Source organism: Clostridium sp. CTA-6 (assembly GCF_054768115.1).
Genome location: NZ_BAAAAU010000001.1, coordinates 361,841 through 386,396 on the forward strand (window position 1 = coordinate 361,841; position 24,556 = coordinate 386,396).

Annotated in this window: 21 protein-coding genes; 7 read left to right on the forward strand and 14 right to left on the reverse strand. The window is 26.4% G+C overall.

The annotated features are described in order from the left end of the window. Positions 1-114 precede the first annotated feature (114 nt). Complete coding sequence (locus ACYUDJ_RS01505) at positions 115-1,473, reverse strand: YjiH family protein (protein ID WP_003486051.1); 1,359 nt, start codon at positions 1,471-1,473, stop codon at positions 115-117. A gap of 736 nt (positions 1,474-2,209) precedes the next feature. Between ACYUDJ_RS01505 and ACYUDJ_RS01510 the strand changes: the two genes are divergently transcribed. Together ACYUDJ_RS01510 and ACYUDJ_RS01515 are read left to right on the forward strand one after the other, a co-directional pair. After that, complete coding sequence (locus tag ACYUDJ_RS01510; RefSeq protein ID WP_003486049.1) at positions 2,210-2,413, forward strand: alpha/beta-type small acid-soluble spore protein; 204 nt, start codon at positions 2,210-2,212, stop codon at positions 2,411-2,413. 59 nt (positions 2,414-2,472) lie between these two features. Further along, positions 2,473-2,673, forward strand: coding sequence for an alpha/beta-type small acid-soluble spore protein (locus ACYUDJ_RS01515; RefSeq protein WP_003358886.1), 201 nt, complete (start codon positions 2,473-2,475; stop codon positions 2,671-2,673). A gap of 241 nt (positions 2,674-2,914) precedes the next feature. On the opposite strand, the gene ACYUDJ_RS01520 is transcribed toward ACYUDJ_RS01515, so the two are convergent. Continuing rightward, positions 2,915-3,244 (reverse strand): HesB-like protein, encoded by a 330-nt coding sequence (locus ACYUDJ_RS01520; RefSeq protein WP_460289483.1) that lies wholly within the window; start codon positions 3,242-3,244, stop codon positions 2,915-2,917. Between the two features lie 932 nt (positions 3,245-4,176). Here ACYUDJ_RS01520 and ACYUDJ_RS01525 point away from each other — a divergent pair. After that, positions 4,177-5,157 carry a tyrosine recombinase XerC gene (locus tag ACYUDJ_RS01525; RefSeq protein ID WP_003486042.1) on the forward strand — a complete coding sequence of 327 codons (981 nt, stop codon included), beginning with the start codon at positions 4,177-4,179 and terminating at the stop codon, positions 5,155-5,157. A 120-nt stretch (positions 5,158-5,277) separates the two neighbouring features. Here the strand turns inward: ACYUDJ_RS01525 and ACYUDJ_RS01530 are convergent, their stop codons facing one another. Then, positions 5,278-5,751, reverse strand: coding sequence for a hypothetical protein (locus ACYUDJ_RS01530; protein WP_003486041.1), 474 nt, complete (start codon positions 5,749-5,751; stop codon positions 5,278-5,280). A 287-nt stretch (positions 5,752-6,038) separates the two neighbouring features. Between ACYUDJ_RS01530 and lexA the strand changes: the two genes are divergently transcribed. Continuing rightward, positions 6,039-6,644 carry a transcriptional repressor LexA gene (gene lexA, locus ACYUDJ_RS01535; protein WP_003486039.1) on the forward strand — a complete coding sequence of 202 codons (606 nt, stop codon included), beginning with the start codon at positions 6,039-6,041 and terminating at the stop codon, positions 6,642-6,644. A 207-nt stretch (positions 6,645-6,851) separates the two neighbouring features. On the opposite strand, the gene ACYUDJ_RS01540 is transcribed toward lexA, so the two are convergent. From ACYUDJ_RS01540 to miaB, 6 genes are all read right to left on the reverse strand, one after another. Then, a complete protein-coding gene (locus ACYUDJ_RS01540; RefSeq protein ID WP_042385547.1) occupies positions 6,852-8,135 on the reverse strand; it encodes a methionine gamma-lyase family protein in 1,284 nt (427 codons plus the stop codon). A gap of 97 nt (positions 8,136-8,232) precedes the next feature. After that, on the reverse strand, positions 8,233-8,490 hold the full coding sequence (gene hfq / locus ACYUDJ_RS01545) for an RNA chaperone Hfq (RefSeq protein WP_003486035.1): 258 nt from the start codon (positions 8,488-8,490) through the stop codon (positions 8,233-8,235). A gap of 86 nt (positions 8,491-8,576) precedes the next feature. Next, positions 8,577-9,512, reverse strand: coding sequence for a tRNA (adenosine(37)-N6)-dimethylallyltransferase MiaA (gene miaA / locus ACYUDJ_RS01550; protein WP_003486033.1), 936 nt, complete (start codon positions 9,510-9,512; stop codon positions 8,577-8,579). 15 nt (positions 9,513-9,527) lie between these two features. Beyond that, positions 9,528-11,522, reverse strand: a complete 1,995-nt coding sequence (gene mutL / locus ACYUDJ_RS01555; protein WP_003486032.1) for a DNA mismatch repair endonuclease MutL — start codon at positions 11,520-11,522, stop codon at positions 9,528-9,530. 142 nt (positions 11,523-11,664) lie between these two features. Further along, positions 11,665-14,460, reverse strand: a complete 2,796-nt coding sequence (gene mutS / locus ACYUDJ_RS01560; RefSeq protein ID WP_003486031.1) for a DNA mismatch repair protein MutS — start codon at positions 14,458-14,460, stop codon at positions 11,665-11,667. A gap of 77 nt (positions 14,461-14,537) precedes the next feature. Continuing rightward, positions 14,538-15,890, reverse strand: coding sequence for a tRNA (N6-isopentenyl adenosine(37)-C2)-methylthiotransferase MiaB (miaB, locus tag ACYUDJ_RS01565; RefSeq protein ID WP_003486029.1), 1,353 nt, complete (start codon positions 15,888-15,890; stop codon positions 14,538-14,540). 472 nt (positions 15,891-16,362) lie between these two features. Between miaB and ACYUDJ_RS01570 the strand changes: the two genes are divergently transcribed. The 3 genes from ACYUDJ_RS01570 to ACYUDJ_RS01580 all read left to right on the forward strand — a co-directional run bounded on the left by ACYUDJ_RS01570 (position 16,363) and on the right by ACYUDJ_RS01580 (position 19,044). After that, a complete protein-coding gene (locus tag ACYUDJ_RS01570; RefSeq protein ID WP_042385544.1) occupies positions 16,363-17,553 on the forward strand; it encodes an aminotransferase-like domain-containing protein in 1,191 nt (396 codons plus the stop codon). A gap of 85 nt (positions 17,554-17,638) precedes the next feature. Next, positions 17,639-17,800: a hypothetical protein gene (locus ACYUDJ_RS01575; protein ID WP_003486026.1), complete on the forward strand. Its 162-nt coding sequence runs from the start codon at positions 17,639-17,641 to the stop codon at positions 17,798-17,800. A gap of 53 nt (positions 17,801-17,853) precedes the next feature. Then, complete coding sequence (locus tag ACYUDJ_RS01580; protein WP_043031910.1) at positions 17,854-19,044, forward strand: pyridoxal phosphate-dependent aminotransferase; 1,191 nt, start codon at positions 17,854-17,856, stop codon at positions 19,042-19,044. A gap of 18 nt (positions 19,045-19,062) precedes the next feature. Here ACYUDJ_RS01580 and ACYUDJ_RS01585 read toward each other — a convergent pair whose 3' ends face one another. From ACYUDJ_RS01585 to cmk, 5 genes are all read right to left on the reverse strand, one after another. Further along, positions 19,063-19,944, reverse strand: coding sequence for a GNAT family N-acetyltransferase (locus tag ACYUDJ_RS01585; protein WP_003486022.1), 882 nt, complete (start codon positions 19,942-19,944; stop codon positions 19,063-19,065). Between the two features lie 77 nt (positions 19,945-20,021). Beyond that, positions 20,022-21,080: a CotS family spore coat protein gene (locus ACYUDJ_RS01590; protein ID WP_003486021.1), complete on the reverse strand. Its 1,059-nt coding sequence runs from the start codon at positions 21,078-21,080 to the stop codon at positions 20,022-20,024. A 197-nt stretch (positions 21,081-21,277) separates the two neighbouring features. After that, positions 21,278-21,658: an adenosylmethionine decarboxylase gene (gene speD, locus ACYUDJ_RS01595; RefSeq protein ID WP_003486019.1), complete on the reverse strand. Its 381-nt coding sequence runs from the start codon at positions 21,656-21,658 to the stop codon at positions 21,278-21,280. 223 nt (positions 21,659-21,881) lie between these two features. Beyond that, positions 21,882-23,798 carry a bifunctional 4-hydroxy-3-methylbut-2-enyl diphosphate reductase/30S ribosomal protein S1 gene (locus ACYUDJ_RS01600; RefSeq protein ID WP_043031911.1) on the reverse strand — a complete coding sequence of 639 codons (1,917 nt, stop codon included), beginning with the start codon at positions 23,796-23,798 and terminating at the stop codon, positions 21,882-21,884. Positions 23,799-23,861: 63 nt separating this feature from the next. Further along, positions 23,862-24,515, reverse strand: a complete 654-nt coding sequence (cmk, locus tag ACYUDJ_RS01605; RefSeq protein ID WP_003486015.1) for a (d)CMP kinase — start codon at positions 24,513-24,515, stop codon at positions 23,862-23,864. Positions 24,516-24,556 lie beyond the last annotated feature (41 nt).

Genomic DNA, 24,556 nt, shown 5'->3' on the forward strand with positions numbered 1-24,556 from the left:
AAGTGCTTATTTTAAAATTATTCTAATAGTATTTTAAAATATAAATCTATTAAATTGCTATTAGAATGTTTTAAATATTTATTTTTATTAATCTCTAATATATAATATATTTTTTTAAAATAATATGTGAGCTACTAAAGTAATAATAGGTAAAGTTATTAAGGTTCTCTCAAGAAATATAATAATCAGATCTTTTAATGAAACAGGTATTTTAGAACCTAATAATAGTCCTCCTACTTCAGACATATAGATTAATTGAGTAACTGAAAGGCAAGCTATTATAAATCTTGTCATTTCGCTTTGTATAGTGGCTGCAATAACTGAAGGTAGAAACATATCTGCAAAACCAACTACAATAGTTTGTGATGCTAAAGCGGCTTCTGGTATTTTTAATAAGTTTAGTAGTGGTATAAAAGGTAGACCTAACCATTTAAAAAGCGGAGTATATTCAGCTAATATAAGAGCAGATGTTCCCATAGCCATAACTACAGGAGTTACGCCTAAAAGCATATCCAATACATTTTGTAACCCTTGTCTTATAAAATTAAATGGATCATCATTGGAGTCGGCTTTAGCAACAGCTTTTTCAAGACCCCATGTAAAAGGTGTATATCCTTCTGGAAGAGCTTCAGAATTTTTGCTTTCTCCACCATTTAAATAAGCATCTGGTTTTCTTGAAAGTGGTGGTATGCGAGGAATTAATATAGCTGCAATTATACCTGCTAAGCAAACTGTTAAATAAAAAGGCACAAACATATGAGCAAGTTTAACTTGAGATATTACAACTAAACTAAAAGTTATAGAAACTGCTGAGAAGGTTGTTCCTATAACTGCAGCTTCTCTTTCGCTATAATAACCCTCTTCATATTGTTTGCTAGTAAGTAATACACCAATAGTACCATCACCAAGCCAAGAAGCCATACAGTCTATAGAAGAACGGCCTGGTAAATTAAATATTGGTCTCATTACTTTAGTAAGTAATGCCCCAACAAATTCTAATAAACCAAAGTCTAATAATAAAGGAAGTAACATTCCTGCGAATATAAATACTGAAAATAATATAGGAAGCAAATCATAAAGTAATAAGCCCCCTGTATTTTTTGACCATATCCATTCAGGACCTATTTTAAAAAAGGTAGAAATAATAAATATAAATCCTAATACTCTAGCTAGTACCCATACGGTGGACACGTTGAATAAATTGTTAAAAAATTTATTTACTAAAATAGCTTTAGGTTTAAATATTTTAGTAATCATTGTACAAATAAAAGTAATGCATATGATGATTCCCATAAGTTGAGGTAATATACTACCTAACCCAGCTAAAACAATTTTTGAAAGTACAGCAATAGGTATTGTTATTTCTCCATCATAAGAAATAGGTATTATAAAGAGTATAAAACCTATTAAAGACGGACAAATAAATTTAAATAATTCATTAAATGAATATTTGTTATTTTTTTGATTTTCCAAAACACCATCTCCTTTGCAATTTTTTATTCATGTTATTTTAAATTATAATGTATAATTATAATAAAATCAAGTTGAATAAATAGCAGAAGTCTAGGGATATCAAGGTTTGCAATAGGGGGTTAATTTAATTACGCATAATTATTCAAAAAAAAGTGTTTTTATTATTGCAAAACATAGGTTAATGGCTTTGTAGTCGCATTTTTCTGAAAATTTATACACTAAATAAATTAAATAGAATTTAACGAAGATAAGTTTGAAATTGAAATTAACTGTAATGTGATTCATATATAGTGTATCAAAATGTAACAAATATTAATAAAATCTCAAATTGATATTTTAATTATAGCATTTTGAGATTAGAAAGTATAAATCTTTACCGTTTTTAGCTTTTAAGTACTTGGCATGAATTTTGCTACTCATATAAGTGGGGTTAATAATGGTTTGATTTATATATTATATAATGATTTCCTTCTTACTTAATTAATATGTTTTAGAAATTCCTTATAGAAATATATTAATGTATCCTTATTATTTATTAAAGAGCTTATGCTCTTTATTTTTTTGTTTATATATATTATATTTAAGATTATATACAATATATGTATTAAGAGTAAAACTTAATCATAGTTACCTTTAGTTTTATATAATAATAAATTTAAAACTACACATACTTATAATACAAAACTTAATAAAGCATAAATAAAAACAAAAGATAAATAAATAGGAGGTAATATTTATGCCAAGTAATAAAAATTCTAATAATTTAGTAGTGCCAGAAGCACAACATGGATTAAACCAATTAAAAATGGAAGTTGCAAACGAAGTAGGAATATCAAACTATGATTCAATGGATAAAGGAAACTTAACTTCAAGACAAAATGGATATGTAGGTGGAAACATGGTTAAAAAGATGGTAGAAGCTTACGAAAGAAATCTATAAACTAAACACAAATATTAAAAATAAAATTTGAAGATAGGTGTATAAGGAGGTAATATATCATGGCAAATAGAAATTCTAATAATTTAGTAGTGCCAGAGGCACAACATGGATTAAATCAATTAAAAATGGAAGTTGCAAACGAAGTTGGAATAGCAAACTATGATGCTGTGGATAAAGGAAATTTAACTTCAAGACAAAACGGATATGTAGGCGGAAATATGGTTAGAAAGATGGTAGAAGCTTACGAAAGAAATCTATAATAGTTAAAATAATTATATTACACCAAACACACTAATATAAAAGCAATTTAATTGAGGAATCATATAAGAGTTTATTTCTTATATGATTCCTTTTAAGTTTATTATATAAAAGTTTAAATTATACATGAATAAACAATATTTAAATTATATATTTATATACAATTCGAATATTGTTTATTTGTTTAAATCGATATTATAGTTGATAAGATACATTAAAAATTATTTATATATGTATTTTGAGTTAATTACAACTTGAACAAGTAGAACAACTAATGCCTTCTGGTTGTATTAGTGGATCTATAGTAAAACCACCTTTGCCATTTTCTTCGGCACATTGGATTATAAAACCTCCAAATTCTGAAAAAAGATCCCTATGTACTAGAAATGATAATTCTCCGATAGGTGATAGTAAATCTTCGTTTGTTTGTTCATCCAGAACAATGCTAAAAACAGGACCTCCTCAACCATTTCCGGCTAAAAATATTCTAAATATGTTTGAATTCACATTATTTTCTTCTATAAATTTTTTAAATTCTTTATAAGCTAAATCGCTCATGTTAACTGGTGTCATATAAACATCTCCTCTATTGTATATAAAATTGTGTTAAAAATAATATATATATTATTTTTATTTGGTTTAGTTTAAATCTAACAATATTAATATTATTATATATTATAAATATTTTCAATATACTAGGAGGTTATCTATTAAAAATATTTATAAATAGCTATAATTTATAAGAGTTTTCAAATGATATCTATTATTTATTGTTTCTGTAATCTGAATCTAATTATTTATAAATAATTAGATTCAGATAAATATGTAATATTAAAAATAACAATGAATATATAATAAATAGATTTAAAAATTAGTTTGAAATACCTTATCTTTAATAGTATAGTTATCTTTCTTGCAGATGCATATATAATAATTTTAATAAAAATAAAATGTAGACGCATATAAAATATAGTGTAGAATAAAATATTATTCATTATTATACAAATAAACTGAAAAATTATTTTAAATTAAAACAATGGTAATAAATGTAAAATTATGTTTCCACAAACATAATTACATATTGTGAATTAAAATCAATTTAATAATTAATACCATTTTTTTACACATGCTGTTAAAAGAATGAAATGTATAAATATAGAATTATACATAGTTAAATAATTGATGTTCATTATCAATTGAAATGCAATTGACTGGGATAGGGCAGAAATTTAAAATTCAACTATGATCCAAACTGCTAGCTAAACTATATATACTAAGGTATACTATTCTTAGCGGTTTTATATATGTTAGCTATAGTGAAGAATCTATATAAAAATACAGATAATACTTATGAGTTATATATCTATATAACAAAACTTACAAAACTTATAATATTAATAAAAAAAAAGAAGGATTTTACCCCTTTTATATAGAATATTATAATCGCGAAATATAAATTTCGCGAAGTTGTTGTTATTTTTAGGCTAAGGAGGTACATATTTTCAATGAAATATAATATTCAACAATTATATGATCCTAATCTTCCTCAAAGATTAAATGATTTTTTAAATTATCTTAGAACTATAAAAGGAAAATCAGAAAATACAATTGAAAGTTATAAATTGGATTTGATTATGTTTTTTAGATTTTTAAAATTATACAAAGGTATGGTTCCTGGAGAAACAGAATTTAATGATATAGAAATAAGCAATATAAGTGATGAAGACATTAAGAATATATCATTAACGGATTTGTTCGCTTTTGTATCCTTTGCAGAGAATTATAGAAATAATGGTAGCTATGCTAAAGCTAGAAAAGTAGCTACATTAAGATCTTTCTTTAAATTTTTACAAGGTAAAGTTAAAATCATAAAGGAAAATCCAGCCCTAGAGTTGGAAAGTCCTAAAATAAGTAAAAGAAATCCTGTATATTTAACATTAGATGAGAGTAAAAGACTATTATCTTCTATAGATGGTAAGTTTAAAGAAAGAGATTTATGTATAGTAACTATGTTCTTAAATTGCGGGTTAAGACTTTCAGAATTATGTGGTATAAACATATCTAATATTAAAAATGATGTTTTAACTGTTATAGGTAAAGGAAACAAAGAAAGAACTGTTTACCTTAATAAAGCCTGCATTAAAACTTTGAATGATTATTTAAGCGTAAGAAAAGAAATGGGAGAAAAAATAGTTGACAAGGATGCTCTATTTTTAAGTAAAAATTATACAAGGATAAATAAACGTTCTGTAGAGATGTTAGTAAAGAAGTATGTAAAAAAATCAGGCTTAGATGGAGAAAAATATTCTCCTCATAAATTAAGGCACACGGCTGCTACATTAATGTACAAGCATGGTGGTGTTGATATAAGAAGCTTACAAATGATATTAGGCCATGAAAACATATCTACAACCCAAATTTATACTCATGTAGATAGTGATAGATTAAGAGAAGCAGTTAAATCTAATCCTTTAAGTGATGAATAAAGCAAACTTTATAAAGCACTTTAAAACCTTGTATTATATAGGTATTTTAAAGTGCTTTATCTTAGATTTTACAATTCCAACATCCCTTCTTCTACTGTTGTATAAGAAGCTCTTGTTTTTCTATTTATTTTCTCTAATTTTTATAAGCCCTGGAAATTCTTCGTAGGCTACCTTTTTCAATCTAGATTCATCCTCCATCAGTTCACTTAATCCATCTACATCTTCTATATATTCTATTTGTACTCCATCTACATTTTCTATGGCATATAGTCCCTGCTCTTTAAAATTTTCATCATAGTCCCTTAGTAATTCTGTATCCTGTAGGATTTCATTTTCTAGATCCTGCTCAAATTTTTTTGAGGATTCTAACTCCTCTTCATCTTCTTTTAGTACCTTCTTTAAGGCTTCTTTATCTACAAAGTTTTTATCCTCTTTTATTTCATCAATCTTTATAGCTTGAGTATCTATTCCTTCTCTTTGTAAGCATTCTCCGCAATTATCGCATTTTTTATTTGTGTTCAAATCACAAATTTCACATTCACCACAGTCAGTACATTTTTTAGTATAATTAAAAATACAAGTTTCTCTGTTCATATATTTACACTCTACCTTTCTTTATGGTATCTTATTACAAATTATAAATTTATTATATTGGTTATTATTATACTTAAAAGTTATTCCTCATAATAAAAACACTTATTATTATGAGAAATTTATATCTTCTATAAAAACACTCTTACTATTATAGCAAAAATATAGTTTATATGCATTAAAAAACCCTTTATAATCATAAGCTATATTATAAATTATTTGAACATTAGTTTGCAGCTTTCCATTTTTATGGTATAATTTAATTATTATTTAAGTAATGAGGTGTGATTATGAATAAAAGCCGAATTGACAAACAAAATGAAGTTTATAACTTTATAAAATTACAAATTAAAGAAAAAGGCTATCCTCCTTCTGTAAGAGAAATTTGCAAGGCTGTAGGTTTAAGTTCAACTTCATCAGTGCATTTTCATCTTAAAAGATTAGAAAAAGAAGGTTTGATAAAAAGAGATAGCAGCAAAACTAGAGCCATAGAAATTGTTGATCCTACCTCAAAAAAAGAAGTTATAAATGTACCTATTGTAGGAACTATAACTGCAGGAAATCCTATTTTGGCTATAGAGAATATAGAAGATGTATTTCCATTACCTATTGATTATGTAAAAAACACAAAGGATTTATTTATGTTAAAGGTATCTGGAGAAAGTATGATAGAAGCTGGAATATTAGATGGTGATTTAGCTATTATTGAAAAAACCGATTCTGCAAATAATGGAGATATTGTGGTTGCTCTAATAGACAACGAAGCTACTTTAAAAAGATTTTTTAAAGAAAGTTCTTATATAAGACTTCAACCTGAAAATAAAAGTATGAAACCTATAATTTTAGAGGATTGTAAAGTTCTTGGAAGATTAGTAGGAATATATAGAAAGTATTAATAACATTGTTATTTTGATAAATAAATGTGTATTAAAAATAAATTGCTTTTAAAAAGGATTGTTAATAAAAATAATTCCTAGAAGTATTAAGTAAATAACTTCTGGGAACTATTTTTATATTAATTCTGCTTTTTCTATTATATTAAACTTATATATTAAACTTAATATCCCCAAGGTAATTCTGGTTAATTTACATGTTAAAATTTATTATTTTAATATTTTTGATAGAGAAATTAAAATACCTATTTTAGCATGATCAAAAGTAAGTCCGCCCTGTAGATATGCTATAAAAGGATCTCTTATAGGTGCATCTGCAGATAATTCTATGGAAGACCCTTGAATAAATGCTCCTGCAGCCATAATTACTTGATCTTTATAGCCTGGCATATCCCACGGCTCACAAGAAACAAAGGAATCTACAGGAGAACCTTGTTGTATTCCCTTGCAAAAATTTATAAGCTTTTCTTTATCATTAAATTTAATAGCTTGAATTATATCGCTTCTATCATCATTATATTTTGGAAGCACTTCAAAACCAGCTAATTCCATTATCCTTGAACAAAATACCGCTCCTTTAACAGCCTCCATAGATATATGTGGTGCTAAAAATAGTCCTTGGTACATTTGCCTAACTACTCCAAAGGTAGAACCACATTCTCCTCCTATGCCAGGAGTGGTTAATCTATAGGCAGCTTGAGTTACATACTTTTCCCTGCCAGCTATATATCCACCAGTAGGTGCTATTCCTCCACCTATATTTTTTATTAAGGATCCTGCTACTAAATCTGCGCCTACATCCGTTGGTTCTTTAGTATCTATAAATTCACCATAACAGTTATCTACAAAACATATAACTTCTTTTTTTATGGATTTTACAAAAGAAATTAGTTTTTCTATTTCAGGTATAAGGAGAGCTTTTCTCCATCCATAACCTGTTGAACGTTGAATATGTATAAGTTTTATTGAAATATCCTCTTTTAATATCTTTTCTATTTCTTCATAGTTTATAGAATGATCTTCTTTTAAATTTACTTGTTTATATTTAACTCCAAAATCTTTTAAAGAACCTATGTTCTCTTCCCCTTCTATTCCTATTATATTGTGTAATGTATCATAAGGTTTTCCACATACAGATAACATAGTATCCCCTGGTCTCAAATTTCCAAATAGAGCAGCTCCAATAGCGTGAGTACCATTTACAAAATGTGGTCTTACTAAAGCACTTTCTGTGTTAAATATCCTAGCATAAACTCTATCTAATGTATCTCTTCCTATATCTCCATATCCATACCCTGTAGAATTTGTGAAATGAGATTCACTAACTCTTTCTTCCTGAAGAGCATTTAAAACTTTTAGTTGATTAAATTCTCTTATTTCATCATATTTTTGGAACTCATCTTTAATATCTTCTATAGCCTTTTCATATAAATCTAGAACTTTAGGATTTATGTCATATATGTTTCTTAGAGTATCTTTTGTTATATGTAGCATTTCTATCTCCATCCTCCTCTATATGTAAGAAAAATAATAAGTATGTATTATCTAACATTGTATATATTAACATATAAAAAAAGAATAGGCAATTAACCTATTCTTTATCTTTATAATCATCTCCGCTAGGATTTTGTACAAATAATAAGGGCTTTGCTGGATTAATTGTAGATATAGCATGTTTGTATATCATCATTTGTTTACCATCTGAATCTAATATTACTGTAAAGTTATCAAAGCCTTTAACAAATCCTTTTAATTGAAATCCATTTGTTAAATATATGGTAACAGGAATTCTATTTTTTCTAGCACCATTTAAAAATATATCTTGTAGATTATTAACAACTTTAGTCATATAACCTTTCCCTCCTAAAAAAATTACAAATAATTAGAAACTTATTCTTATATAATTCTATAAATAAATTAAAAATCCTTTTAATTTTATTTATATTTTACCATTTTTATAATTTTATCTACTATTTCCTCCTCAGATCTATATTTATCTTTATCTATCCATATAGATCTTTTATCTTTTCTAAACCAAGTTAGTTGTCTTTTAGCATAATTTCTGCTCCCTTTTTTTATTAAATAAATAGCTTCATCTAGTGAAATATCGCCCTTTAAATAAAATAGAATTTCTTTATAACCTATGCCTTTCATAGATTGCATATCTGGAGTATATCCCATAGATTCTAATTTTTTTACTTCTTCTATTAAGCCTTTATTCATCATTATATCCACTCTTTTGTTAATTCTTTCATATAGTACTTCTCTATTCATATTTAAAACAAAGTAGTTTATGTTATAAGGTATATTATACAATTTTTTTTCATTTTCTTTTGTATATTCACTTATAGATTTACCTGTGATTTTGTAAACTTCTAAGGCTCTAACAACTCTTTTTAAATCGTTAGGATATAATTTTTCATAGGATTTTCCATCTATATCTTTTAGCAGGCTATGAACATATTCTTTTCCTTTATCTTCTGATAATCTAATTAGATATTCTCTATAATCTTCGTCTCTATCTGCATCTGTAAAATCATAATTATAGATTAAAGAATTAATATATAAACCTGTGCCTCCTGCTATTATAGGAAGTTTCCCCCTACTCCATATATCTTTTATACATTTTTCTGCTAAAGTTTTAAAGGAGGATACATTAAATTCTTCATGAGGTGCTACTACATCTATAAGATGATGAGGTATACCCTTCATTTCCTCTTTGGTTATTTTAGCTGAACCTATATCCATGTATTTATAAATTTGCATAGAGTCAGCGGATATTATTTCTCCATTTAGTTTTTTTGCAAGTTTTATAGAGATATCTGTTTTCCCTACTGCTGTAGGACCTGCAAGTATTAATAAGTCTATCATTTTTACTTATCCCCCTTATTGTATTCTTTTAAATTTTTTTTCTAAATCTTTTAATGTAAATTTAATCATAGTAGGTCTTCCATGGGGACAAGTGTATGGATTATCTAATATAAGCATATCTTCTATTAATTTTTTTATTTCCTCCTCTTTCAAGGTGTCATTTGCTTTAACTGCGGATTTGCATGCTAGTGTAGCAATAGCATTGTATTTTATTGTAGAAGTTTCTTTAGATTTCATATTTTTTAAGTTATAAAGTATATCCATAAAAAGATTTTCTACATTGGGTTTACCTAAAATTAAAGGCACTTCTTTTATATTTATAGTATATTCTCCAAAAGCTTCCACTGAAAAACCTGAGTTTTTAAAAATATATTTGTTTTCTTCGTATATGTTAAATTCATCTTCTGATAGTTCTATAACTACAGGCGATAATAAAATTTGGCTTATTACATATCCCTTTTCTATTTCGGATTTAAATTTTTCAAATAGCACCTTTTCATGAGCTGCATGCTGATCTATTATATAAAGTTCTTTATCCTTTTCTATTAATATATATGTATTATTAAACTGTCCTATTATTTTCATATCTATATAAAAATTAGTAGGATTATTTTCTTTAATATTTATAGATGAGGACGTTGTATCATTCTCATTTATATATAGGGTATTGGGATTCTTATTATCTTGCTTTGATGAACTTTCTTCTTTGTTATTATTTGAATTTAAGTATTCAGTATTATTTTTGTTATAGTATACTTCATCTTGTTTAGAAATAGAAGAATTATTATTAATTTCAAATATATTTTTTCCTTCAATGTTTTCATCTTTAGCAGGTTCTATATTGTTAGTTTTAGTTGAACTATTTATATTATTACCAAAAATATGAATTTTATTATTGTTATTTAAATCTATTGGTATTTGTACTTCTTCTTTTTCTGTTTTTATAGTTTCACCCATAGATTTTTCAGAATCATATATATTAATATCTTCTTTATTAAAGAAATTTGTAAATGATTCTTTTAATTCTTCTTTTATAGCTTCATGAACTGCATCAAATATAGCTTTAAACATAGCCCTCTCATCTTTAAATTTAACTTCTGATTTAGTAGGATGTACATTTACATCAATATATTCTGGGAAAATATCTATAAATATTACAAAGAAAGGGTAGCTATTTACTGTTAAAAAAGATTTAAAAGCATTTTCTACCGCAGCAGTTATAAATTTACTTTTAACATACCGCTTATTTACAAATATGCTTTGATTTGTTCTGCTTTTACGGCTTATTTCAGGTTTCCCTATAAATCCATATACAGATATTATATCCTTATGACTTTCAAAGTTTATAAGGTTTTCACTGATTGTTTTGTTGTATACACATCGTATGGAATCCTTTAGATTTCCGGTACCGTAACTTTTTATACTTTGCTTTCCTTTGTTTATTAAATTAAAAGATATATCTGGATGAGCTAATATAAACCTATTTACTATATCTGATATAGCAGTGCTATCGCTTCTTGTACTTTTCAAAAATTTAAGTCTTGCGGGTACATTATAAAATAAATCAGAAACCTCTATAGTTGTACCAACATTGCAACCAGTATCCTTTAAATATTCTATTTTGCCACCTTCTATATATATTTCTTTACCAAAATTGTAAGAAGCAACCCTACTTTTAAGTTTAGTTTTTGATACGGAGGAAATACTAGCTAGCGCTTCACCTCTAAAGCCCATAGTGCTTATTTTATATATATCTTCTATGGAATTTATTTTACTTGTAGCATGAGGAAGAAAAGCATTTTTTATATCAATAGGATAAATACCTTCTCCATCATCTATTATTTTTATAAGTCTTTGTCCCCCATCTTCTATTTCTATGGTTATATTTTTAGCATTGGCGTCTATACTATTTTCTACTAATTCTTTTACTACAGAAAAGGGCCTTTCTATAACTTCTCCTGCAGCTATTTTATTTGTAGTTTCTAGATCTAATAAATTTATTTTTCTCATTTAAATCACCACATAGCGTATATTTTATTATATAGATTAGTACCACTTATAAGTGGTACTAGGTTAGTAAAAATCTAAAGATCATGAGATTTTTTTATGTACTAATATATAGCTTTTTAAAATCTAATAATACAACTATCCTTTAATCTATACCTTTTGTTTTATTTATTATATCATATAATTTATTAAAACCTTCCATTGGAGTCATATTAAGTATATCTATATTTTTAATTTCTTCAATTACTTTATCTTTTTTTATATATTCAAAATTTATTTGAAAAGAATCCATTGCTACTTCTTTTTTTATAGACTTTTCATCATTTTTTTTATAGTTCATTTGTTTTTTATTACAAGAAGGATTATCTTTAGTATTCTCATCCTCTATTATAGTAGTATTAGTTTCAGATAAAGTATCATGTTGTATTCCACTTCCAAGATTATTTTTAGTACTTAAAGTTTCCCTTGATGCTTCTATATAATCTTTGTTTTTATATTCTCTAGAAGTAGTAATATTAAGGGAGTTTTCTTCCGTATCACCTTCAATATGTTGTAATATCTCCTTAGCTCTATTTATTACAGGAGAAGGTAAGCCAGCTAGTTTAGCAACTTCTATACCGTAGGATTGATCTGCTCCTCCTCTTATTATTTTTCTTAAAAACACTATTTCATTTTCTAATTCTGATACGGATACAGAATAATTTTTAACACCCTCAATATTGTCTTCAAGTTTTGTAAGTTCATGATAGTGAGTTGCAAATAAAGTTTTGCATCTTAAATTTTTATTATTACATATATATTCTATAACAGACCAGGCTATGCTTAAGCCATCGTAGGTGCTGGTTCCTCTACCTACTTCATCTAAAAGCACCAAACTTTTTGAGGTAGCATTTTTTAGTATATTAGAAACTTCCCACATCTCTACCATGAAAGTACTTTTACCTGCAGCTAAATCATCTGAGGCGCCTATTCTTGTAAATATCTTATCACATATAGAAATATTAGCCTTCTTAGCAGGAACAAAGCTACCTATTTGGGCCATAATTGTAATTAAGGCTACCTGTCTCATATAAGTAGATTTCCCTGCCATATTAGGACCAGTTATTAATATAAGTTGATTCTCTTTTGTATCTATTAAGCTATCATTAGATATAAATTCACCTTTAGGTATAACTTTTTCTACTACAGGATGTCTTCCCTCTTCTATAAGAATTTCATCTTTAGCATTTATGTTAGGCTTTATATAATTATTTTCTAAGGCTACAGTAGCTAATGAGCATAAGCAATCTATATCAGATATTATTCTTGCAGTTTTTTGCATTCTATCTATATTTTCTTCTATAAAATCTCTTATTTTAGTAAAAAGTTTATATTCTATATCTATAAGTTTTTCTTCTGCCCCTAATATTTTTTCTTCCATTTCTTTAAGCTCAGGAGTAATATATCTTTCAGCATTGGCTAGAGTTTGTTTTCTTATATATCTTCCCTCTGGCACTGAACTTAAATTTGCTTTTGTAATTTCTATAAAATAACCAAATACTTTATTATAACTAACCTTTAATGATTTTATACCTGTTTCTTCTTTTTCTTTTTGTTCTAAAGAAGCTATCCATTTTTTACCGTTGCTTTTTGCTTCCCTTAGGGAATCCACTTCTTCATTAAATCCTTCTTTTATTATATTGCCTTCTTTTACAGATAAAGATGGGCTATCTAATAAAGATTTGTCTAGCAATTCATGAATATCTTCTAAAGTATCTATATTTTGTTCCATATTTAAAAATAAATCGCTTTTAAAATTTGCTAAGTATTCTTTTATATAAGGAATCTTACCTATAGAGCATTTTAAAGATATAAGTTCCTTTGCATTAACACTTTTAGAAGCTACTTTCCCTACTATTCTTTCTATATCATATATAGATCTTAGATCTTCTTTTAAATCTTCCTGAAGAGATATATTATTTAATAATTCTTCTACAGCATTTAATCTATCTTCTATAGGGTTTTTATTTATAAGTGGTTGTTCTATCCATCTTCTTAATTGCCTTCCACCCATAGCTGTATTAGTTTTATCTAATACCCATAAAAGAGATCCTTTTTTAGTTTTTTCTCTTAAATTTTCTGTTATCTCCAAATTTCTTCTTGAATTTACATCTATAGTTAAATAGTCTACTATGCTGTAATAGTCTATTTTATTAATGTTAGATAATATATTCTTTTGGGTATGAAATATGTAATATAAAAGACCATTAGCGGATTTTTTTACTATGGTTTCATATTCATCTTCATTAAAATTACTAAATTGATCCTTTAAATTATTATCTATATTATAACTAAAATTTTCTTCTTTTATTTTGCTTATAGAGATATTAGGAAATCTTTCTTTTATAGTATGTATAAAGTCTTCCTCTGTATTTTCATCTAAAACTATTTCACGAGGAGCAAATTTTGATATTTCATCCAATACTACAGCTTCTTTAAAATTGCTATGAGTTGAGTTAAATTCACCTGTGGATATATCCGCAAAGCTCATAGAACACATATTATCATCTAAATAAAAGCTCATTATATAATTGTTTTTATTCTCTTCTAAAAATGAAGAATCAGTATAAGTTCCTGGTGTAATTATTTTTATAATTCCTCTTTTTACTATACCTTTAGAGGCGGAAGGATCCTCCAATTGTTCACAAATAGCTATTTTATAGCCTGCACTGACTAATCTACCTATATATGTATTAGCAGCATGATATGGAATACCACACATAGGAGCTCTTTCTTCTAGACCACAATCTCTTCCTGTTAATACTAGCTCTAGTTCTTTTGAGGCAACTTTAGCATCCTCAAAAAACATTTCATAAAAATCTCCTAATCTAAAGAACAATATACAATCTTTGCAGCTTTCTTTTACCTCTAAATATTGTTTCATCATTGGAGTTAATCCCATATTTTTTCCTCCTTAAAATATTTCTTTTAATTTAATCTTTTAAAAAAAGCTCTTATTAAGAGCTTTTTAATTTATATTTAAATTTCTTCTCCTGTTAATGAAAAAGAGTTTGCTTTTGTTATTTTAACATTAACAAGTTTTCCTATGGATTCTTTATTACCAATAAAGTTAACAAGTTTTCCTGCTCTTGTTCTACCCATTAGTTTATTTTCATCATTTTTACTAGTACCCTCTACTAAAACTTCTTCTATTTTTCCTTCATAGGCTTTGTTCTTTTTAGCACTTATTTCATTAACTACTTCTACTAATCTATTAAATCTTTTGTGTTTAACATCTTCAGGTACTTGATCGTCAAACTTAGCAGCTGGAGTTCCTTTTCTTATGGAATATAAGAAAGTAAAAGCAGAATCATATTCTACTGTCTTTACTAAGCTTAATGTTTCTTCAAAGTCTTTTTCAGTTTCTCCAGGGAATCCTACTATTATATCAGTAGAAAGAGCTACATTAGGTATAAGTTTTTTTATTTTAGATACCACATCTAAATATTTTTCTCTATCATAATGTCTATTCATTTTTTTCAGCATATCACTAGAGCCAGACTGTACAGGAAGATGTATTTGTTCACATAGTTTATCACATTTAGCAATAGCTTCTATAACATCATCAGTTAAGTCCTTTGGATGAGAAGTCATAAATCTTACTCTTTCTAATCCTTCTATAGTATTTACTCTTTTTAAAAGTTCTGCAAAAGTAACATTAGGTTCTAGATCCTTACCATAGGAATTTACATTCTGACCTAGTAAAGTTATTTCCTTATAACCTTTAGAAACTAAATTCTTTATTTCATCTTCTATGTTTTCAGGAGTTCTACTTCTTTCCCTTCCTCTTACATAGGGAACTATGCAATAAGTACAGAAATTATTACAACCGTACATTATGGTAACAAAAGCCTTCATACTATTTTTTCTATCTATTGGCATGTTTTCTATTATACTATCTTCTTTTTCTTGTATTTTCAATACAGATGTATGTTTTTTCTTAACTTCATTTAAATAATTTGAAAAGTTATGAAGATTATGCGTTCCTATTATAATATCTACAAAAGGAAATTTCTTTTTAATAGTTTCTGCCATACCTGCTTGTTGCATCATGCAACCAGTTACAGCTATAATTAAATTAGGATTTTTAGCTTTTAAGCCTTTAAGTATCCCTAAATTGCCATATACTTTAAGCTCTGCATTTTCTCTAACACAACAGGTGTTAAATATAATTACATCTGCTTCTTCTCTTTCTTCAGTTCTTATATAACTTTCTCTTTTTAACATGCCTGAAAGTTTCTCTGAATCCTCTTCATTCATCTGGCAACCCCAGGTTTCTATGAAAAATTTTCCTATAATATTTATATCTTTTGTATTTAATATTTCATTCACTATTTATTCACCTCATAAATTTAAAAAATTCGACTTATATATTATACTATATTTTATTAATAATTTCTAATGTGATACTATATAATATAAAGAAAGTTATATAAATTAAATTTATTGTAATAATAATTCAAATTATATGATAAATTTATAACATCTAAATTTTTTTTTGGAATTAATAAGTTATTTAACTTTATAATATATTATAAAAAATCAAAAAAATATTTATTATAAAATATATTTAGATTAAAATTCCCTACATTATAAATGATAAAAGAATCATTAAGTGTTATTTAATGACAAATTAAGACAAAATATTATGAGGAAATATGATAAAATTTTAACATCAATGGGTTTTTTTAAAAATTTTTTTGATTTTTTATATATTGAAAAGAAGGATATAATAAGTGTTTGTAGAATAGATATATCTATAAAGGTATTGATTAACCTATTATATTTTTGGAGGGATTTGCTAATGAATATACGTTTTTCAGAAAGAGCATCAGGATTAAAAGCATCAGAGATAAGAGAACTATTAAAATTAACTGAAATGCCAGAGATAATTTCCTTTGCAGGAGGATTACCAGCACCAGAATTATTCCCTGTAGAAGAAATGAAAGGTATAATGCAAGAAGTATTAGATACTCAAGGAAGAGCAGCATTACAATATAGCTCTACTGAAGGTTACAAACCATTAAGAGAAATCATAGCTAATGAAAGAATGAAACCAGCTGGTGTAAACGTTTCTTATGAAAACATTGCTATAACTAATGGTTCCCAACAAGGTATAGAATTTTCAGCTAAAATTTTCTTAAATGAAGGAGATATAGTTGTTTGCGAAAGTCCTAGTTATTTAGGTGCTATAAATGCGTTTAAATCCTATAGACCTAAATTTGTTGAAATACCTATGGACGATAATGGAATGATTATAGAGGAATTGGAAAAAGCTTTAGCAGAAAATAAAGGCAAAGTTAAAATGATATATACAATCCCTGATTTCCAAAATCCTACTGGGAGAACTATGCCAGATGATAGAAGAAAGAGAATAGCAGAATTAGCTGCAGAATATGAAATACCTGTAATAGAAGATAATCCATATGGAGATCTTATCTATGAAGGAGAAAGACATCCATCTATAAAGAGTTTTGATAAAGAAGGATGGGTTATTTATCTTGGGACTTTCTCTAAAAATTTCTGTCCTGGATTAAGACTTGCATGGGTTTGTGCTGAACCTGAAATATTAGATAAATATATAATTGTAAAACAAGGTGTTGATTTACAGGCTGGTACATTAGATCAAAGAGCAACAGCTTTATTCATGCAAAAATATGATTTAAATGAACATATTGAAAAAATTAAAAAAGTTTATGAGAAACGTAGAGATTTAATGCTAGATAGTATGAAAAAATACTTCCCAGCAGGCGTAAAATATACTCATCCTGTTGGAGGATTATTTACATGGGTTGAATTAAGAGAAGATTTAGATGCTAAAGAATTAATGAAAGATGCTTTAGCTGAAAATGTTGCTTATGTACCTGGTGGTTCTTTCTTCCCTAATGGAGGGCATGAAAACTACTTTAGATTAAACTATTCTTGCATGAGTGATGAAAAAATAGTTGAAGGTGTAAAAAGATTAGGTAAAGTTTTAGATAAATATTATAAATAACATTAAGTTATTTTAGTAGAATCTATTTAAATAAAATAAATTATCTCCTTTTAGGTTAAAATAAAACTAGAAGGAGATGATTTATGTGTATGATGTAAAGGTTTTAGAAGAACAGGATTATTCATATAATGATAGATTAAAATATGAATGCATTATAGATAGAAGTTACTACAATAAGATAGTAACAGAAAATACTTTAATTAACTTAAAATCAAGTTATGTTCCAAGAGAAAATATATTTTATTAAATTTTAAATATATTTATTAAATTTTAAACATTTATTAATGGGGGGTAAAAACAATGAAATTTTCAAAAAGAATATCTGACATGCAATTTTCACCAATAAGAAAGCTTGCACCTTATGCAACTGAAGCTAAAAATAAAGGTATCCATGTTTTTCATTTGAACATAGGACAACCAGATATTAAAACTCCAGAATGTTTCACTGAAGGTGTAAAATCTTATGAAGAACCTGTATTAAAATATTCTGACTCTAAAGGTATGGATCCTTTATTAGAAAGCTTTATAAAATATTATAAAGAATGGAATATAAATTTTGAAAAAGATGAATTACTAGTAACAAATGGTGGAAGTGAAGCTATCCAATTTGCATTAATGGCTTTATGTGATGTTGGAGATGAAATTATAATTCCAGAACCATTCTATACAAACTATAACGGTTTTGCTGAATCAGCTGGCGTTAATGTAGTTCCTTTCTTAACAAAAGCAGAGGAAGGATTCCATCTTCCAAAAAAAGAAGAAATAGTAAGCAAAATATCTGATAAAACAAGAGCTATATTAGTTTCAAATCCAGGAAATCCAACTGGTGTTGTTTATACTTATGAAGAATTAAGAATGCTTGCAGATATTGCTAAAGAAAACGATTTATTCTTAATTGCGGATGAAGTTTATAGAGAATTTGTATATGATGGATTAAAATATACATCAGCTATGTACTTAGAAGATGTACAAGACAGAGTTATAGTAATAGATAGTATATCTAAACGTTATAGTGCTTGTGGAGCTAGAATAGGACTTATAGCTTCTAAAAACAAAGAACTTATACATCAAATACTAAAATTATGTCAATCAAGATTATGCGTTCCTACAGTAGAACAAATAGGAGCAGCTAACTTAATAAATACTCCAGAAAGTTATTTTACAGAAGTAAAGGCTGAATATGAAAACAGACGTAATATAATGTTTGAAGGATTAAAAAATATTCCTGGAGTTGTATGCGAAAAACCAACAGGAGCTTTTTACATAGTAGCTAAACTTCCTGTAGATAACGCAGAAGAATTTACTAAATGGATGTTAACTGAATTCAGTCACAATAATAAAACTGTTATGGTAGCTCCAGCAGCTGGATTCTATGCAAGTGAAGGTTTAGGAGAAGATGAAATAAGACTTTCCTATTGCTTAAAGGGCGAAGATTTGAAAGAAGCTATGGAAATATTAAAATTAGCTATAGAAAAATATAATAGCAAATAAAAAATAACCCCTTTGGGGTTATTTTTTATTTGAAGTATTTATTATAAATACATGCTTTTCTTTATATAACAAAAAACCTAGAGATTCATAAAGATTTAATGCTACTTTATTTTCAGAACTTACCCTTATCATTACCTTTTTAAAACCTTTAATTTTTAATTTATTTAAAATATGATTTAAAAGTACTTTCCCATAGCCCTCTTCTCTAAAATTTGGTAATATTCCGAAATTCACAATAAAAGGTATATTATTTTCTAAGATAACTTGGCCATATCCTATATATTCATCATCCTCCTTTATAAAAAAGGATACATCTTTAAGATAATAATCTTGAGATTCATCAAAATATATATCTTCTTTGGTTAGAGGAACTCTATTATTGCTTTTAAAAACTTCATTTTGTATATAACATCTTATTTTTTCATGTTTGTTTATTATAGGATTTTCAAAATTAATATGTTCAGGAGTTTTTATATAATCATTAAACTTTTCCAGATCTAAATATAATTCTAGAACTCCCCTACCCTTTTTAAATCCTATATCCTCTAATATATTATAGTTATAACCGTTATGTTCACAATCATATTCTATAATTAAATTCTCACCTATAGATTTTATGAGATAAGTAGATACTTCCTTTAGATTATCTGTTTTTATAATGTTTAAGGCATTTATATGACATATGTTTTTTATAGTAGTATTTGTCCATATATATCCAATGCATTCTTCCTTTTTATATAGCAATTTTACTCTTTTTTTTAAAAATAATCTTTGTATAAAACTACAGTTATTATATAAAATAAAAAAATCTTCATTTAAAAGATTGAAATTTTTACTGTTTTTATTTAATTCTTTGAATTTTATAATATTATCCTTATTTAAATTAATACATTTAAACATAATCAGCCTCTTTGTTAATTATTATAGTTACTTATATAGTATAAATCTTAATGAAATTTAAGTCAATTTATACTATATTATTCATACTGCTCTAGATATTTCAAATAACTTTCTAGAAATTCTCTTTGCATAACATCGTATTTTATAATTTTATTTAGTTTTTTCATATACCTAGTTTCTGGCCAATGTTTATGCTTTATATATCGTTTTTTTCCTAATTTCCAGAACTTATGAGGAAATATAATTAAAGATAACATAACTTCTAGATCTTGTTTAGTAAGTTTATTTTCAGAGCTATAAGCTTCTATTATTCTTTTGGCTTTTTCAAAATCCCATTGATAGCTTTTTTTAGTCATAAGTCTTCGTATATACTTTCCTAAATCATTTACTTGTAAATCTATTATTATGCTGTCTAGATCTATTATATAGTATTCTTTGCCCTTTTTAATTATATTTTGATAATAAAAACTATGATGACATAGACTTTTATTTTTTTCAGCTTCCTTAGATAATTTATAATAGTCTGATTTATTTAAAAAGGAAAGTGCTACCATAGCCCTTTCATAAAAACTATCTATATAATCCTTGTAAGTAATATCAAATTCATTTTTAATTTTTTTATTTTCTATATTATTTTTAAATCTATCCATATCAGATATTCTTTTATTAAATCTTTTAGGCCATTTTTTTAGATGACTTTTAACTTCTAGTCTATTTATATCAATTTCTTGGGTAGCTTTATGAAACTGAGCTAAAGTTTTGGCACAATTTTCTGCTTCTACTATATCATTTAGATCGCATTCATCACCATCTATCCATTCTGTAGCATAAAATACCCATTTTTTATATTTTATATAATTTCTATTATCTTTACTCTTATAATAGGAGGCTACATTGTTAAATCCTACATTTTTTAATTCTTCTACAAATATAAACCCATTCCTTATTTTATATTTCCCGTGTCTAGTTCTCTTTAAACATTTATTTCCTGTTGCAGTTTCAACTTTATATACACTTCTTACTTTAGAAAAATCTATAACATTAAAGTTGTATTTACTTAATACTTTATTAATCATTTGTCTTTCTTTTTTAGTAATGTGGCTTTCATCATAATTAATAACTCTTCTATTCCCCATCTAGATTCCTCCCTTAGTATATCTATTAAATTATATTAATAGATATAGGGAATATTACTAAAAATTATAAAACCTATTTAAAACCATGGGTAGAAAATTTAAAGCAAGAACTAATAAAGTTTATTTATATGTTTATTCTATATAGTAAAAATATCTCCATATAAAATAATAGATCATCTTTTAGGATGATCTATATGTTAAGACTTAATCTTTTTTATATTAACAGGTCCATAGAAAACTCCTCTTTTTATTTCTGTAGCAGTCATATTTTTAGCATTAAGTTTTTCCGTCATGTAACTGCAAGCATCCCATGGATTTACAGTATCTCCACAGGTAAATACATCTACTGCTGCATAGCCTAACTCTGGCCAGGTGTGAATTGTAAGATGAGATTCTGAAATAATAACTACGCCGCTTACTCCTTGAGGATTAAATTTATGAAAAATTACTTCCCTTATTTCAGCACCAGATTTTAGCGCTGATTCTACCATTAAATTTTCTATATAATGTTTATCATTTAATAAGTTAGCTTTGCATCCATATATTTCTGCTAAAATATGACGCCCAAGTCCATTCATTGATTATTACCACCTTTGCTAAATCAATAACAAGTAAATTTATTTGTTTAAATTTCTTTATTAGATCATTTTTATCTTTACTTTATACTTGTTTAAAAAAGTTAATTATATACTAATTTAAAATTATAAAAAAATAAAATATATGTATTAATATTTTCATCTAATACATATATTTTATACATTTAAAATAATATTGATTTTAAAAATAAATTTCTAAATAATATTAAAATTCTTCAACGTCTTTTATGCTTAATGCAATTCTTTTTTCAGGTGAATTAACTTCTAGTATTTTAGCTTTAACTTCTTTTCCTAAAGTTAACTCTTCTTCTGGTTTATCTATTCTTTTATTACTTATTTTTGATATATGCACTAGGCCATCTACACCTGGTTCCAATTCTATAAATGCTCCAAAGCTTGCAAATCTAACTACTTTTCCTAATACTATATTTCCTATTGGATATTTTAGCTCTACACTTTTCCAAGGATCTTCTATTAATTTTTTTATGCTTAAAGCTAGTTTTTTATTTTCCTTATCAATATCTAAAATATATACTTTTATTTTATCTCCAACTTTTAATGCATCTTCTGGCCTTTCTACCCTTCCCCAGGATATTTCAGAAACATGTAATAACCCATCTACTCCGTTAATTTCTACAAAAGCCCCAAAATTTGTAAATCTTTTTACTTCTCCTTCTACTATTGTATCTTTTTCTAAAGAGGCCCAGGTTTCTTCTATATGTTCATCTCTAATAGTTTTTAATATCTCTCTTCTTGAACCTACGATTTTAGTTTTATATCTATCTTTTATAAATTCAATAATATTAACTTCTAATTCTGATCCTTTATATTTTTCTAAGTTATCTACATGAGAAAGTTCTATATGAGAAGCAGGAATAAATACTCTAACACCATTATATATACATATTAATCCAGCATCAACGGCATCTTTTACAATAACTTTTATAGTTTGTTTATTTTCAAAGGTTTCTTTTAAATTTTTTAACGCTTTTTCACGATCTAATTCTTTTAAAGATAGTACTACATATCCGTCTTCATTTTTTATTCTAACTATTTTAGCTTCTATTTCATCTCCTACTTTAAATGCCTCTTTTAATATAGATTCTTCATTTAAAGTTACTTCTTCCTTAGGTATAATACCTTCAGATTTATAATTTAAATCAACAAATAATTCATTTTCATTTAAAGAAACTATAGTTCCTTTTACTACTTTTCCAACTACTATTTGTTGCTCTTTTTCATTCATATATTCAAGCATTTCATTTTTTGATACTTCTATTATATTATCATTATTATTCATTTTATTAACGGCCTCCTTTATAATCCAATCTGGTGTAGATGCTCCGGCAGTAACACCTATAATATTTGAGTTTTTATATATGTGCTCAGGTATTTCCTTTGCATTTTCAACATGTATTGTATTTTTGCAATTATTTTTACATATTTCATAAAGCTTAGTAGTATTAGAACTATTTTTACCACCTATAACTACCATACTATCTACTTTTTCAGATAATTTTTTTGCAGCTTGTTGGCGCACTTGTGTTGCATTACATATAGTATTAAAAGCTAATATCTCTCTAGATTTTTTTATTAATATATTAAGGACTTTTTCCCAATTTTCTTGTTTTTCTGTAGTTTGGCACAATACACAAACTTTTTTATCTAAGTTATTTATATTGGAACCATCCTTTGAGATAATAGCAGAATTATTACACCAACCATTTATCCCAATAACCTCTGGATGATTTTCATCTCCAACTATTACTATTTTGTAGCCTTCTTCATAATATTTTTTAGCTTTAATTTGTATATTAGCCACATGAGGGCAGGTTGTATTTATAACATTTAACCCTTTGTCTTTTAAATAGTTTATAGTTTGAAGTGGTACTCCATGTGATCTTATAATAATAGTATCATCTTTGTTAAGTTTATCTACATCCCCTATATTTATAGGTTCTATACCTTTGCCTTTTAAAAGATTAACTACATCATTATTATGTATCAAGGGCCCTAAAGTATAAATTTTACCTTTTAAATTTTCTTTGGTATTTATTGTTGTATCTAAAGCTCTTTTAACACCAAAGCAAAATCCTGCTTTATCTGCTAAAATTACATTCATCTTTTATTCTCCTAACTTTAATGTTTTTAATATTGTTTTTTTCATAGGATTAATAATTATTTCTTAATCTCTTTTTATTATGGTACATATTTTATCAACTACTTCTTCTATAGTAAAATTAGAAGTATCTATCAAAATAGCATCTTTACTTTGCTTTAAAGGATTAATTTTTCTATTGCTGTCTATATAATCTCTTTCTTTAATTTCCTTTAATACATCCTCAAAATCAATATTTATATGCTTTTCTTTTAATTCTTTTAATCTTCTTTTTGCTCTAACTTCCGCACTAGCTGTAATAAAAAATTTGTAAGGAGCATCTTTAAGAACTACTGTACCTATGTCTCGCCCATCCATTATCACATTATATTTTTTGCTTATATTTTGTTGCATGGAAACTAAAAGTTCTCTTACTTCTTCCACTGCTGCATATTTAGATACATTATTATTTATTATAGGCATTCTTATAGCCTCTTCTAAATCTTTTCCATTAACAATTATATTATTACCATTAAAACTTATGTCCATGGAATTAATTAAAGTCTTAAGGCTTTCTATATCAGAGGGTTCTATATTATTTTCTAATGCCATAAGGGTTACTGCTCTATACATGGAACCTGTGTTTATGTACATTATATTTAATTTCTTTCCAATAATTTTTGCTATGGTGCTTTTCCCTGCTCCTGCAGGGCCATCTATGGCTATAGATATATTCAACATTATTCCGCCTTTCCTTAATGCATTTTATAATTAACACTATA

What these genes read in the sequence shown, in the direction of transcription:
- ACYUDJ_RS01510 (WP_003486049.1), top strand. Translation starts at nt 2,210, where the DNA reads ATGCCAAGTAATAAAAATTCTAATAATTTAGTAGTGCCAGAAGCACAA.
- ACYUDJ_RS01515 (WP_003358886.1), top strand. Translation starts at nt 2,473, where the DNA reads ATGGCAAATAGAAATTCTAATAATTTAGTAGTGCCAGAGGCACAACAT.
- ACYUDJ_RS01525 (WP_003486042.1), top strand. Translation starts at nt 4,177, where the DNA reads ATGAAATATAATATTCAACAATTATATGATCCTAATCTTCCTCAAAGA.
- ACYUDJ_RS01530 (WP_003486041.1), bottom strand. Translation starts at nt 5,751, where the DNA reads ATGAACAGAGAAACTTGTATTTTTAATTATACTAAAAAATGTACTGAC.
- lexA (WP_003486039.1), top strand. Translation starts at nt 6,039, where the DNA reads ATGAATAAAAGCCGAATTGACAAACAAAATGAAGTTTATAACTTTATA.
- ACYUDJ_RS01540 (WP_042385547.1), bottom strand. Translation starts at nt 8,135, where the DNA reads ATGCTACATATAACAAAAGATACTCTAAGAAACATATATGACATAAAT.
- hfq (WP_003486035.1), bottom strand. Translation starts at nt 8,490, where the DNA reads ATGACTAAAGTTGTTAATAATCTACAAGATATATTTTTAAATGGTGCT.
- miaA (WP_003486033.1), bottom strand. Translation starts at nt 9,512, where the DNA reads ATGATAGACTTATTAATACTTGCAGGTCCTACAGCAGTAGGGAAAACA.
- mutL (WP_003486032.1), bottom strand. Translation starts at nt 11,522, where the DNA reads ATGAGAAAAATAAATTTATTAGATCTAGAAACTACAAATAAAATAGCT.
- mutS (WP_003486031.1), bottom strand. Translation starts at nt 14,460, where the DNA reads ATGGGATTAACTCCAATGATGAAACAATATTTAGAGGTAAAAGAAAGC.
- ACYUDJ_RS01570 (WP_042385544.1), top strand. Translation starts at nt 16,363, where the DNA reads ATGAATATACGTTTTTCAGAAAGAGCATCAGGATTAAAAGCATCAGAG.
- ACYUDJ_RS01580 (WP_043031910.1), top strand. Translation starts at nt 17,854, where the DNA reads ATGAAATTTTCAAAAAGAATATCTGACATGCAATTTTCACCAATAAGA.
- ACYUDJ_RS01585 (WP_003486022.1), bottom strand. Translation starts at nt 19,944, where the DNA reads ATGTTTAAATGTATTAATTTAAATAAGGATAATATTATAAAATTCAAA.
- ACYUDJ_RS01590 (WP_003486021.1), bottom strand. Translation starts at nt 21,080, where the DNA reads ATGGGGAATAGAAGAGTTATTAATTATGATGAAAGCCACATTACTAAA.
- speD (WP_003486019.1), bottom strand. Translation starts at nt 21,658, where the DNA reads ATGAATGGACTTGGGCGTCATATTTTAGCAGAAATATATGGATGCAAA.
- ACYUDJ_RS01600 (WP_043031911.1), bottom strand. Translation starts at nt 23,798, where the DNA reads ATGAATGTAATTTTAGCAGATAAAGCAGGATTTTGCTTTGGTGTTAAA.
- cmk (WP_003486015.1), bottom strand. Translation starts at nt 24,515, where the DNA reads ATGTTGAATATATCTATAGCCATAGATGGCCCTGCAGGAGCAGGGAAA.